At 71.0% G+C, this 12,070-nt stretch carries 12 protein-coding genes; 11 read left to right on the forward strand and 1 reads right to left on the reverse strand.

Annotated features, from left to right (window positions below):
* Positions 1-4: 4 nt before the first annotated feature.
* Positions 5-871 carry an alpha/beta fold hydrolase gene (locus IU476_RS02590; RefSeq protein ID WP_324193827.1) on the reverse strand — a complete coding sequence of 289 codons (867 nt, stop codon included), beginning with the start codon at positions 869-871 and terminating at the stop codon, positions 5-7.
* A gap of 232 nt (positions 872-1,103) precedes the next feature.
* Between IU476_RS02590 and pyrR the strand changes: the two genes are divergently transcribed.
* From pyrR to rpoZ, 11 genes are all read left to right on the forward strand, one after another.
* Complete coding sequence (pyrR, locus tag IU476_RS02595) at positions 1,104-1,739, forward strand: bifunctional pyr operon transcriptional regulator/uracil phosphoribosyltransferase PyrR (protein ID WP_195096099.1); 636 nt, start codon at positions 1,104-1,106, stop codon at positions 1,737-1,739.
* Complete coding sequence (locus IU476_RS02600; RefSeq protein WP_195096100.1) at positions 1,736-2,701, forward strand: aspartate carbamoyltransferase catalytic subunit; 966 nt, start codon at positions 1,736-1,738, stop codon at positions 2,699-2,701. Before pyrR ends, IU476_RS02600 begins: the two co-directional genes overlap by 4 nt.
* Entirely contained in the window at positions 2,698-4,026 is a 1,329-nt protein-coding gene (locus IU476_RS02605; RefSeq protein ID WP_195096102.1) for a dihydroorotase, read from the forward strand. The genes IU476_RS02600 and IU476_RS02605 overlap by 4 nt, the downstream gene beginning before the upstream one ends.
* Positions 4,026-4,535: a PH-like domain-containing protein gene (locus IU476_RS02610; RefSeq protein ID WP_195096104.1), complete on the forward strand. Its 510-nt coding sequence runs from the start codon at positions 4,026-4,028 to the stop codon at positions 4,533-4,535. Before IU476_RS02605 ends, IU476_RS02610 begins: the two co-directional genes overlap by 1 nt.
* An 11-nt stretch (positions 4,536-4,546) precedes the next feature.
* Positions 4,547-5,644, forward strand: coding sequence for a glutamine-hydrolyzing carbamoyl-phosphate synthase small subunit (gene carA, locus IU476_RS02615; protein WP_195097367.1), 1,098 nt, complete (start codon positions 4,547-4,549; stop codon positions 5,642-5,644).
* Positions 5,644-8,952 carry a carbamoyl-phosphate synthase large subunit gene (gene carB, locus IU476_RS02620; protein WP_195096106.1) on the forward strand — a complete coding sequence of 1,103 codons (3,309 nt, stop codon included), beginning with the start codon at positions 5,644-5,646 and terminating at the stop codon, positions 8,950-8,952. Before carA ends, carB begins: the two co-directional genes overlap by 1 nt.
* Positions 8,953-9,021: 69 nt before the next feature.
* Complete coding sequence (locus tag IU476_RS02625) at positions 9,022-9,333, forward strand: hypothetical protein (protein WP_195096108.1); 312 nt, start codon at positions 9,022-9,024, stop codon at positions 9,331-9,333.
* On the forward strand, positions 9,330-10,154 hold the full coding sequence (gene pyrF, locus IU476_RS02630) for an orotidine-5'-phosphate decarboxylase (protein ID WP_195096110.1): 825 nt from the start codon (positions 9,330-9,332) through the stop codon (positions 10,152-10,154). Before IU476_RS02625 ends, pyrF begins: the two co-directional genes overlap by 4 nt.
* Before the next feature lie 606 nt (positions 10,155-10,760).
* Entirely contained in the window at positions 10,761-11,078 is a 318-nt protein-coding gene (mihF, locus tag IU476_RS02635) for an integration host factor, actinobacterial type (protein ID WP_068018717.1), read from the forward strand.
* Between the two features lie 7 nt (positions 11,079-11,085).
* Positions 11,086-11,667 carry a guanylate kinase gene (gene gmk, locus IU476_RS02640; protein ID WP_195096112.1) on the forward strand — a complete coding sequence of 194 codons (582 nt, stop codon included), beginning with the start codon at positions 11,086-11,088 and terminating at the stop codon, positions 11,665-11,667.
* A 2-nt stretch (positions 11,668-11,669) separates the two neighbouring features.
* Positions 11,670-12,023, forward strand: coding sequence for a DNA-directed RNA polymerase subunit omega (gene rpoZ / locus IU476_RS02645; protein WP_438943975.1), 354 nt, complete (start codon positions 11,670-11,672; stop codon positions 12,021-12,023).
* Positions 12,024-12,070 lie beyond the last annotated feature (47 nt).

A 12,070-nucleotide genomic window follows, 5' to 3' on the forward strand; every position in this document is an offset into this window, starting at 1 on the left:
CGTCTCAGCCCTGGTGGGCGCGCACGAAATCGACGACGGCGTCGGAGAACTGATCGTTGACGTCGCTGGCGGCGGTGTGCGCCGCGCCGCCGATCTCGACGTACTCGAGATGCGGGACCAGTCGCCGGAATTCGGCCACCCCCTGCTCGCTGACCACGTCCGACAGCCGCCCGCGCACCAGCAGCACGGGCATCGTCAGTTGCCGGGCCGCGTCCTCGAGCACCGCGGTGTGCAGTTCGATGTCCTCGCCGCGGCCGGCCATCATCGCCGGATCCCAGTGCCAGTACCAGCGGCCGTCCGCGCGCTGCCGCAGATTGCGGCGCAGGCCGTCGGTGGTGCGCGGGCGGGCGCGGTGCGGCAGGTACTCCGCGACCGCGTCGGCCGCCTCGTCGAGGGTCGCGAAACCCTCGGGGTGGCCGCCGAGGAACTTCAGCACCCGCTCCACGCCCTTGTGCTCGGGGCGCGGCACCACGTCGACCAGGACCAGGCCGGCGATCAGCTCGTGGCCGGGCCGCGCGGTGGCCAGCAGACTGGTCAGCCCGCCCATGCTGGCGCCGACCAGGATCGCGGGCCGGCCGAGTTCGGCCAGGACGCCGAGCAGGTCGGCGGTCATGGCCTCGCGGGTGTAGTCGCCGTCCGGGGCCCAGTCGCTCTCGCCGTGCCCGCGCGCGTCCAGCAGCACCGCCCGCAGCCCGACCTTCGCCAGCGCGGCGCCGGAGTCCTTCCAGGAGTGCCGGGTCTGGCCGCCGCCGTGCAGGAACACCGCGAGCGGCCCGTCGTCGGGACCCCAGCTGTCCGCGGCGAGGCGGATTCCGCCCTGGCCGCGGAAGGTGAGTCGGCGCGGTTCGCTGAAGTCGGCATCGTTGCTCACCCGTCGAGCATGACACAGGTTGCAGTTCGGGTATGCACCGTATGAACCGCTGTGCGGCACGCGCCCGCCGCGCTTCCCGGCGGCCGGGACGCGCCATGTGTCGGCATCCGCGCAGGTGGCGGCGCTCACAGCGGCACCCCCGATGCCGTGCGTTTGCGGGCGCGCTGCTAGGCTCTCTGCTCGAAAGACATCCTTTAACGGACCGTCCTGCGAGGCGGGGAAGGAGGTCGGCATGGCTGTGCCCGAAGACCGGGCAGCCAGGTCGAATGCCGGCGAGTATTCGCAGCGGCACGACCCCGAATGGGTCGAGGCCGGGCGCGAGTTGCTGTCGCCCCGGGATGTCGGCCGAACCATCGCGCGCATGGCGCACCAGATCATCGAGAAGACCGCCCTGGATTCCGCCGATCCCGACGCGCCCCGGGTGGTGCTGATCGGAATCCCCACCCGCGGCACCACGCTCGCCGCCCGGCTGACCGACCGGATCGAGGAATTCTCCGGCGTCCGCCCGGCCCTGGGCTCGCTCGACATCACCCTCTACCGCGACGACCTGCGCAACCGCCCGCACCGGCCGCTGGAGCGCACCTCGGTCCCCGAGGGCGGCATCGAGGACACCCTCGTCGTGCTCGTCGACGACGTGCTGTTCTCCGGCCGCAGCGTGCGCTCGGCGCTCGACGGCCTGCGCGATCTCGGCCGCCCGCGCGCGGTGCAGCTGGCCGTGCTGATCGACCGCGGCCACCGCGAACTGCCCATCCGCGCCGACTACGTCGGCAAGAACGTGCCCACCTCCCGCAGTGAGGACATCTCCGTGCTGTTGACCGAACACGACGGCCGCGACGGCGTGTACCTGCACCAGGGAGGGGAGCAGTGAGGCATCTGCTCTCGGTCACCGATCTGGACCGCGCGGCGGCCACCGAACTGCTCGACGACGCGCAGCGGTTCGAGCAGGCGCTGCTCGGGCGCGAGGTGCGCAAGCTGCCGACGCTGCGCGGGCGCACGGTGATGACCGTCTTCTTCGAGAACTCCACCCGCACCCGGGTGTCGTTCGAGGTCGCGGGGAAGTGGATGAGCGCGGACGTGATCAACGTGAGCGCGTCGAGTTCCTCGGTGTCCAAGGGCGAATCGCTGCGCGACACCGCGCTGACCCTGCACGCCGCCGGCGCCGACGCGCTGATCGTGCGGCACCCGGCCTCCGGCGCGGCGCATCAGATCGCCCGCTGGTTCGGTGAAATGGCTTCCGGCGCGGGCGGTTTCGCCGGACCGGGCCCCGCGGTGATCAACGCCGGCGACGGCACGCACGAGCATCCCACCCAGGCCTTGCTCGACGCGCTGACCCTGCGCCAGCGCCTCGGTACCCTGGACGGTAAGCGCGTGGTGATCGTCGGCGACATCCTGCACAGCCGGGTCGCGCGGTCGAACGCGTTCCTGCTGAGCATTCTCGGCGCCGACGTGGTGCTGGTCGCGCCTCGTACGCTGCTGCCGGTCGGGGTGGACGGGTGGCCGGTGCGGGTGTCGCACGCGCTGGACGCCGAACTGCCCGGCGCGGACGCGGTGATGATGCTGCGGGTGCAGGCCGAGCGGATGAACGGCGGATTCTTCCCGTCGGCTCGCGAGTACTCGGTCAACTACGGGCTGAACGAGCGGCGGCTGGCGCTGCTGGACGAGCACGCGGTGGTGCTGCACCCGGGCCCGATGCTGCGCGGCATGGAGATCGCGGCGTCGGTGGCGGATTCACCCAAAGCCGCTGTGCTGCAACAGGTTACCAACGGAGTTCATATGCGGATGGCGGTGCTGTTCCGGCTGCTGATCGGGGCGGGGGAGGCAGTGGCGTGAGCAACGTGCTGATCAAGAACGTGCGCCTGTACGGCGCGGGCGACCCGGTCGACGTGCTGCTGGCCGACGGCGAGATCCGCGAGATCGGCACGGATCTGGGCGTGGTCGAGGCCGAGACGGTCGACGGCACCGGGCAGTACCTGCTGCCGGGGTTCGTGGACCTGCACACCCACCTGCGCGAGCCCGGCCGCGAGGACACCGAGACCATCGAATCCGGTTCGGCCGCAGCGGCGCTGGGCGGCTACACCGCCGTGTTCGCGATGGCCAACACCAGCCCGGTCGCCGACAGCGTCGTGGTCACCGACCACGTGTGGCGGCGCGGGCAGGAGGTCGGCCTGGTCGACGTGTACCCGGTCGGCGCGGTCACCGTCGGGCTGGCGGGCAAGCAGCTGGCGGAGATGGGCACCATGGCCGCCGGCGAGGCCGGGGTCCGGATGTTCTCCGACGACGGCCACTGCGTCTACGACCCGCTGATCATGCGCCGCGCGCTGGAATACGCGAACTCGCTCGGCGTGCTCATCGCCCAGCACGCGGAGGAGCCGCGGCTGACCGACGGCGCGGTGGCGCACGAGGGACCGACCGCCGCGCGGCTGGGTCTGGCCGGCTGGCCGCGTGCCGCGGAGGAGTCGATCGTGGCCCGCGACGCGCTGCTGGCCCGCGACGCCGGGGCCCGCGTGCACATCTGCCACGCGTCCACCGCGGGCACCGTGGAGCTGCTGAAATGGGCGAAGGGCCAAGGCATTTCGATCACGGCCGAGGTCACCCCGCACCACCTGCTGCTGGACGACTCGCGGCTGGAGACCTACGACGCGGTGAACCGGGTGAACCCGCCGCTGCGCGAGGCCGCCGATGTGGCCGCGCTGCGCCAGGCGCTGGCCGACGGCGTGCTCGACTGCGTCGCCACCGACCACGCGCCGCACGCCGCGCAGGACAAGTGCTGCGAGTTCGCCGCGGCCCGGCCGGGCATGCTCGGCCTGGAGACCGCCCTGTCGATCGTCGTCGAGACGATGGTCGAGCCGGGGCTGCTGGACTGGCGCGGCGTCGCCCGCGTGATGAGCGAGAACCCCGCGCGGATCGCGGGACTCGACGATCAGGGCCGGCCGCTCGCGGTCGGCGAACCGGCGAACCTGGTGCTGATCGACCCGGCCACCTCGTGGACGGTGCGGGCAACGGAGCTCGCGAGCATTTCGGAGAACACGCCGTACGAGGCGATGACCCTGCCCGCGCGGGTGACGGCGACGTTCCTGCGCGGCCGGGTCACCGCCCGCGACGGCAAGGCCCGGCAGCGCGAGCGCGGCGCGTCGGCGGCGAGAGAGAGATCCTGATGGAGCGAACACTGTGGGTGCTCGCGTTCGTGGCGCTGTTCGCGCTGTGCCTGTGGCTGATGTACGGGGCGTGGCAGCGGAAGGCGCGCAGGCAGGCGTCCTCGATCGGCGAACTGCCCGCGGTGCCCGCCGACCTCGGCGCGCAGCTGCTGGAACCGACGACGGGCCTGTACCTGGGCAGCACCCTCGCGCCGAGCTGGATCCAGCGGATCACGGTGGGCGATCTGGGATTCCGGGCGACGGCGGAACTCACCCGGTTCGAGCGCGGCATCCTGCTCGAACGCGACGGCGCGGCCGCGCTCTGGATTCCGCAGGAATCGGTGACCGCGGTGCGCACCGAACGCGGCCACGCGGGCAAGGTGATGACGGAAGATGGTGTGCTGGTAATTCGCTGGACGCTGCCGACCGGGACCGAGGTGGACACCGGATTCCGCGGTGACGACAAGACGGTGTATCCGGCGTGGACCAACAGCGCGACCGGCACGAAGACGGGAGACGAGAACACGTGAGCAACGCGGTGATGGTGCTGGAGGACGGGCGCGTATTCCGCGGCTCGGCCTTCGGCGCCGAGGGCGAGACGCTGGGCGAGGCGGTGTTCTGCACCGCGATGACGGGGTACCAGGAGACGCTGACCGACCCCAGCTACCACCGGCAGATCGTGGTGGCGACGGCGCCGCAGATCGGTAACACCGGCTGGAACGGCGAGGACGACGAGTCGACGAAGATCTGGGTGGCCGGGTACGCCGTGCGCGACCCCGCGCGCCGGGTCTCCAACTGGCGCGCCACCACCTCGCTGCCCGAGGAACTGCGCCGCCAGGACGTGGTCGGCATCGCGGGGATCGACACCCGCGCGCTGGTCCGCCACCTGCGCACCCGCGGGTCGATGAAGGCGGGCATCTTCTCCGGCGCCGCCGCCGAGGCCTCGGTGGAGGAGCTGCTGGGCCGGGTCATCGGCCAGGCCTCGATGCTGGGCGCCGACCTGGCCGGCGAGGTCAGCACCGACGACGTCTACACCATCGAGCCCGCCGGCGAGCACCGGTTCACCGTGGTCGCGGTCGACCTCGGGATCAAGACCAACACTCCCCGCATGTTCGCCGAGCGCGGCATCCGGGTGCACGTGGTGCCCTCGGGCGTCACCTTGGACCGGATCAAGGAATTGCAGCCCGACGGGGTCTTCCTGTCCAACGGACCCGGCGACCCGGCCACTCAGGACGACGCGGTGGAACTCACCAAAGCCGTTCTGGGCGAACGGATCCCGCTGTTCGGCATCTGCTTCGGCAACCAGATCCTCGGCCGCGCGCTCGGGCTGGGCACCTACAAGATGAAGTTCGGCCACCGCGGCATCAACGTGCCGGTGATCGACCACGCCACCGGGCAGGTCTCCATCACCGCGCAGAACCACGGATTCGCGCTCGAGGGCGAGGCCGGGCAGCGCTTCGATACGCCGTTCGGCCCCGCCGAGGTCAGCCACACCTGCGCCAACGACGGCACCGTCGAGGGCGTGCGGCTGGTCGACGGCCCCGCCTTCTCCGTGCAGTACCACCCGGAAGCCGCCGCCGGGCCCCATGACGCCGCCTATCTCTTCGACCGTTTCGCCGGTCTCATGGAAGGAGCCTGATGCCCCGCCGCGAGGATCTACACCACATCCTGGTGATCGGCTCGGGCCCGATCGTGATCGGCCAGGCCTGCGAGTTCGACTACTCGGGCACCCAGGCGTGCCGGGTGCTGCGGTCCGAGGGACTGCGCGTCTCGCTGGTCAACTCGAACCCGGCCACCATCATGACCGACCCGGAGTTCGCCGACTCCACCTACGTCGAGCCCATCACGGCGGAATTCGTCGAGAAGGTCATCGAGAAGGAGCGCCCCGACGCGATTCTCGCGACGCTGGGCGGCCAGACCGCGCTGAACACCGCCGTCGCGCTGCACGAGCGCGGCGTGCTGGAGAAGTACGGCGTGGAACTGATCGGCGCCGACTTCGAGGCCATCCAGCGCGGTGAGGACCGGCAGAAGTTCAAGGACATCGTCGCCAAGGTCGGCGGCGAGTCGGCGCGCTCCAAGGTCTGCTACACCATGGAAGAGGTCCGCGAAACCGTTGCGGAACTGGGCTTCCCGGTGGTCGTGCGGCCCTCGTTCACCATGGGCGGGCTGGGCTCGGGCATGGCCTACAACGACGAGGACCTCGACCGCATCGCCGGCGGCGGCCTGGCCGCGTCCCCGACGGCCAACGTGCTCATCGAGGAATCCATCCTGGGGTGGAAGGAATTCGAGCTCGAGCTGATGCGCGACGGCCGCGACAACGTCGTGGTGGTGTGCTCGATCGAGAACGTCGACCCGATGGGCGTGCACACCGGCGACTCGATGACCGTCGCCCCGGCCATGACCCTCACCGACCGCGAGTACCAGAAGATGCGCGACCTGGGCATCGCCATCCTGCGCGAGGTCGGCGTGGACACCGGCGGCTGCAACATCCAGTTCGCGGTCGACCCGCGCGACGGCCGCCTGATCGTCATCGAGATGAACCCGCGCGTCTCGCGCTCGTCGGCGCTGGCCTCGAAGGCGACCGGCTTCCCGATCGCCAAGATCGCCGCCAAGCTGGCCATCGGCTACACCCTCGACGAGATCGTCAACGACATCACCAAGGAGACCCCGGCCTGCTTCGAGCCGACGCTCGACTACGTGGTCGTCAAGGCGCCGCGGTTCGCGTTCGAGAAGTTCCCGGGCGCCGACCCGACGCTGACCACCACTATGAAGTCGGTCGGCGAGGCGATGAGCCTGGGCCGCAACTTCGCCGAGGCGCTCGGCAAGGTGCTGCGCTCGCTGGAGACCAAGGCCACCGGCTTCTGGACCCTGCCCGACGGCGACTGGACCGACCCCGCGGCGATTCTGGAGGATCTGCGCACCCCCACCGAGGGTCGCATCTATCAGGTCGAGCGGGCGCTGCGGCTGGGCGCGAGCATCGAGGACGTCGCCGCCGCCTCGGGCATCGACCCGTGGTTCGTGGCCGAGGTCGCCGCGCTGGTGGACCTGCGCATCGACATCCTCGCCGCGCCGGTCCTCGACGAGCGGCTGCTGCGCCGGGCCAAGCACTACGGCCTGTCCGACCGCCAGATCGCCGCGCTGCGACCGGAATTGGCCGGTGAGTCCGGGGTGCGCGAGCTGCGCCACCGCCTCGGCGTGCGCCCGGTGTACAAGACCGTCGACACCTGCGCCGCGGAATTCGAGGCCAAGACGCCGTACCACTACTCCAGCTACGAGCTGGACCCGGCCGCGGAGTCGGAGGTCGCGCCGCAGCCCGAGCGCGACAAGGTCATCATCCTCGGCTCCGGGCCGAACCGCATCGGCCAGGGCATCGAGTTCGACTACTCCTGCGTGCACGCCGCGCAGACCCTCTCGCAGGCCGGGTACGAGACGGTGATGGTCAACTGCAACCCCGAGACCGTCTCCACCGACTACGACACCGCCGACCGCCTCTACTTCGAGCCGCTCACCTTCGAGGACGTGCTCGAGGTGTACCACGCCGAGAGCGCGTCCGGCACCGTCGCGGGCGTGATCGTGCAGCTCGGCGGCCAGACCCCGCTGGGCCTGGCGCAGCGGCTCACCGACGCCGGCGTACCCGTGGTGGGCACCTCCGCGGCGGCCATCGACCTGGCCGAGGACCGCGGCGAATTCGGTGACGTGCTGGTCGCGGCCGGGCTGCCCGCGCCGAAGTACGGCACCGCCACCACCTTCGACGAGGCGAAGGGCATCGCCGCCGAGATCGGGTATCCGGTGCTGGTCCGCCCGTCCTACGTGCTGGGCGGGCGCGGCATGGAGATCGTCTACGACGAGAACTCGCTGGAGGGCTACATCTCCCGCGCCACCGAGCTGAGCCCGGAGCACCCGGTGCTGGTGGACCGGTTCCTGGAGGACGCCATCGAGATCGACGTCGACGCGCTGTGCGACGGCGAGGAGGTCTACCTGGGCGGGGTGATGGAGCACATCGAGGAGGCCGGCATCCACTCCGGCGACTCGGCGTGCGCCCTGCCCCCGATCACCCTGGGCCGCAGCGACATCGAGGCCGTGCGCCGCTCCACCGCCGCGCTGGCGCAGGGCATCGGCGTGCGCGGCCTGCTCAATGTGCAGTACGCGCTCAAGGACGACGTGCTGTACGTGCTCGAGGCCAACCCCCGGGCGAGCCGGACGGTGCCGTTCGTGTCCAAGGCCACCGCGGTGCCGCTGGCCAAGGCCGCGGCGCGAATCATGCTGGGCGCCACCATCGCCGAGCTGCGCAAGGAGGGCATGCTGCCCGCCGAGGGCGACGGCGGGCACGCCCCGCTGGACGCGCCGGTCGCGGTCAAGGAGGCGGTGCTGCCGTTCCACCGGTTCCGCCGCCCCGACGGCACCGGCATCGACTCGCTGCTCTCGCCGGAGATGAAGTCCACCGGCGAGGTGATGGGCATCGACGCCGACTTCGGCACCGCCTTCGCCAAGAGCCAGGCCGCGGCCTACGGCTCGCTGCCGGTCGCGGGGACCGTGTTCGTCTCCATCGCCAACCGCGACAAGCGGGCGATGGTGTTCCCGGTCAAGCGGCTGCACGATCTGGGCTTCCGGATCCTGGCCACCGACGGCACCGCGGAAATGCTGCGGCGCAACGGGATTCCGTGCGAACCGGTGCGCAAGCACTCCGAGCCGGGACCGTCGGGCGAGCCCACGATCGTCGACCGCATCAAGGAGGGGGAAATCGACATAGTGTTCAATACCCCTTACGGCAATTCGGGGCCGCGCGTGGACGGATACGAGATCCGCAGCGCCGCGGTGGGTGTGAGCATTCCGTGCATTACGACGGTGCAGGGCGCGGCCGCGGCCGTGCAGGGTATCGAGGCAACGATCAACGGCGGTATCGGGGTGCGCTCCCTGCAGGAGCTGCACGCCGTACTTCGGGCCTGAGTTCAGAAGGAGACAACGGTGGCAACCATCGGGTTTGGCGCGGGACCGCGGCCGGTAGGCGCGGGACGAGTGAAGCCGCGACGCCGGGCGTTCGACAGCGCCCCCGGGTCCGCGCCGGGCGGCGGGGACGTCCGGCTGATGCGCAAGGTCGGCGGGTACAGCACCGTCGGCTTCCGCGCCAATCCGCCCATCGATCGCGAGCCGCCGATCGACGCCGAGGCGGCGGCGACCGAGCGGGAGCTGGCGGCCATCGACCGCGAACTCGCCGCGATCGACCGCGAACTGGCCGCGGCGGACCGCGAACTCGCGGCCACCGCGTCCGACGCCCGGCTCGCGGGGGTGCCCGAAGCCCGCGCGCGGCTCGCCGCAGCCCACCGATGACCTCGTTCGGCGCGCGGTTGCGCCGGGCGATGCGCGAGCACGGCCCGCTGTGCGTCGGCATCGATCCGCATCCGCAATTGCTGCGCGCCTGGGAGCTCTCGGAGGACATCGACGGTCTGAAGCGCTTCGCCGACACCTGCGTCGAGGCGTTCGGCGGGCAGGTCGCGCTGGTGAAGCCGCAGGTGGCGTTCTTCGAGACGTACGGCTCCGGCGGCTTCATGGTGCTCGAGGACACCCTCGCCGCGCTGCGCGACGCCGGCACCCTGGTGCTCGCCGACGCCAAACGCGGCGACATCGGCTCCACGATGGCCGCCTACGCCGCCGCCTGGCTCGGGGACGGGCCGCTGGCCAGCGACGCCGTCACGGTGTCGCCGTACCTCGGATTCGGTTCGCTCGCACCGGCATTGGAGCTGGCCGAGGCGAACCGGCGGGGACTGTTCGTGCTGGCGGCCACCTCCAACCCGGAGGCGGCGGGGTTGCAGCGCACCGTCACCGCCGACGGCCGCACCGTCGCCCAGGGCATGGTCGACGACGCCGCGGTGCGCAATGTGGGCGCGGAGTTCGGCTCGGTCGGTGTCGTGGTCGGCGCCACGCTGCGCGAGATCCCGAACCTGTCGCTGCTCAACGGCCCGATCCTGATGCCGGGCATCGGCGCGCAGGGCGGGGGAGCGGAGGCGGTGCGGACGCTGGTCCCGGCGGGCAGCCACAGTGCCGTGCTGCCGAACGTGTCGCGCGAGCTGCTGCGGGCGGGGCCCGAGGTGGCCGCCCTGCGCGAGCGGCTGGGGCAGTTGCACGACGACTTCGCCTTTCTGCAGAACTGAACTCGTGCCGCGGTGGGTGACCACCGCGGCACGGTTGTTTTCCGGGGGCCTTCCGCTGTTTTACGGGGCGAGACCGGTCTCGCAAGAACGAGACTGGTCCGTTTGCCGACATTGCCCCGCTGAACCTTGTTGAGTACCCGGCGAGTTCGGGAACTACACCCGTGTGTTTTCCGCTGTCAGCGGCCCGGCGAGGCCCCGATTCGCTGCCCCCGGGTCGAATCGGCGCCGCGCCCCGTGACCCCGATCAGGTCGCTCGCCGCGCGACACGCAGGCACGAAAACGCGCGACACGCCGAAAAATCGAGAAAAGTCCTGGTCGCGCGATAACGGGTGGATTACGACCGCTCCGCTCGTCCCGCGAACCGGTCAGCTGCCCGGTACCGGGCCGGAAAACCGCAGGCCACGCGGTTGCGCGGCGATCCGGCGGTAGGATCGGCGCTACCGGCTCGAGTGTGCGCGACGAGGCGCCCGAGAGCCCGCCGGCTTGCCCGAATCCCGCGCTGACCTGGGGGGTGGGTTCGCAATCGGCACGCCGCGTGGGTACGGTCGCACAGACCGCCGGGTTACCGGCGGGAGATTAAGCAATGAACGATGAGACGGAGGAACCGTGGCCCTTCCCCAGCTGACTGACGAGCAGCGCGCCGCTGCTTTGGAGAAGGCGGCTGCCGCTCGCCGCGCTCGGGCAGAGCTCAAGGAGCGCCTGAAGCGTGGCGGCACCGACCTGAAGACGGTCCTGAAGGATGCCGAGACCGACGAGGTCCTCGGCAAGATGAAGGTGTCGGCGCTGCTGGAGGCCCTGCCCAAGGTCGGCAAGGTCAAGGCGGCGGAGATCATGAGCGAGCTGGAGATCGCGCCGACCCGCCGCCTGCGGGGCCTGGGCGATCGCCAGCGCAAGGCGTTGCTGGCGAAGTTCGACCAAGCCTGATCCGAGGGTGGTCGAGCACTCGCAGAAGGGTCGGCTGGTAGTACTGGTCGGCCCCTCGGCCGTCGGAAAATCCACCGTGGTCCGGTGCGTTCGCGAACGACTCCCGGACCTGGTCTTCAGTGTGTCGGCCACCACCCGGGCCCCGCGGCCCGGGGAGGTCGACGGCCGGGACTACCGGTTCGTCACGAGGGCCGAGTTCGACGCCATGATCGAACAGGGGGAACTGCTCGAGTGGGCCGACATCCACGGCGGCCTGCAGCGGTCCGGGACACCGGCCGCGCCCGTACGGGCGGCGCTGGCCGCCAACCGGCCCGTACTCGTGGAGGTGGATCTGGCGGGGGCGCGGCAGATCCGGACCACCATGCCGGAGGCCCTGCTGGTCTTCCTGGCCCCGCCCAGCTGGGACGAGCTGGTCGCGCGGTTGACCGGCCGCGGCACCGAATCGCCCGAGGTGATCGAGCGCCGGCTGCAGACCGCCCGCACCGAACTCGCCGCGTGTGACGAGTTCGACACCGTGATCGTGAACGACGACCTGACCAGCGCCTGTGAGCAATTGGTATCGTTGTTCGTTAGCACAAATTCGAGATGAGGGTGGCGGAATCGCCCCGTCGCCCGCCGACTGTGCCGCAAGACCCCGTTTTCCCACCACGACCCGCAGGAGCCTCCCTAGTGAGCGACACCAAGACCGCGCCCGCGTACGACACTCCGGTCGGCCTGACCAACCCGCCGATCGACGAGCTGCTCGAGCGCACGTCGTCGAAGTACGCGCTGGTCATCTACGCGGCCAAGCGGGCGCGTCAGATCAACGACTACTACAACCAGCTCGGCGACGGCATCCTCGAGTACGTGGGCCCGCTGGTCGAGCCCGGTCTGCAGGAGAAGCCGCTGTCGGTGGCGATGCGCGAGATCCACGCCGACCTGCTCGAGCATTCCGAAGGCGAATGAGCTAGCGGTTCGCCGCGGCGGGTGCGCCGGCGGCACCGCCCACCCAT

The sequence above is a fragment of the Nocardia blacklockiae genome (assembly GCF_015477355.1).
GTDB classification, from domain to species: Bacteria; Actinomycetota; Actinomycetes; order Mycobacteriales; family Mycobacteriaceae; genus Nocardia; species Nocardia blacklockiae.

Coding starts and splice junctions, on each gene's coding strand:
- pyrR (WP_195096099.1), top strand. CDS start 1,104: ATGGCTGTGCCCGAAGACCGGGCAGCCAGGTCGAATGCCGGCGAGTAT.
- IU476_RS02610 (WP_195096104.1), top strand. CDS start 4,026: ATGGAGCGAACACTGTGGGTGCTCGCGTTCGTGGCGCTGTTCGCGCTG.
- carA (WP_195097367.1), top strand. CDS start 4,547: ATGGTGCTGGAGGACGGGCGCGTATTCCGCGGCTCGGCCTTCGGCGCC.
- carB (WP_195096106.1), top strand. CDS start 5,644: ATGCCCCGCCGCGAGGATCTACACCACATCCTGGTGATCGGCTCGGGC.
- pyrF (WP_195096110.1), top strand. CDS start 9,330: ATGACCTCGTTCGGCGCGCGGTTGCGCCGGGCGATGCGCGAGCACGGC.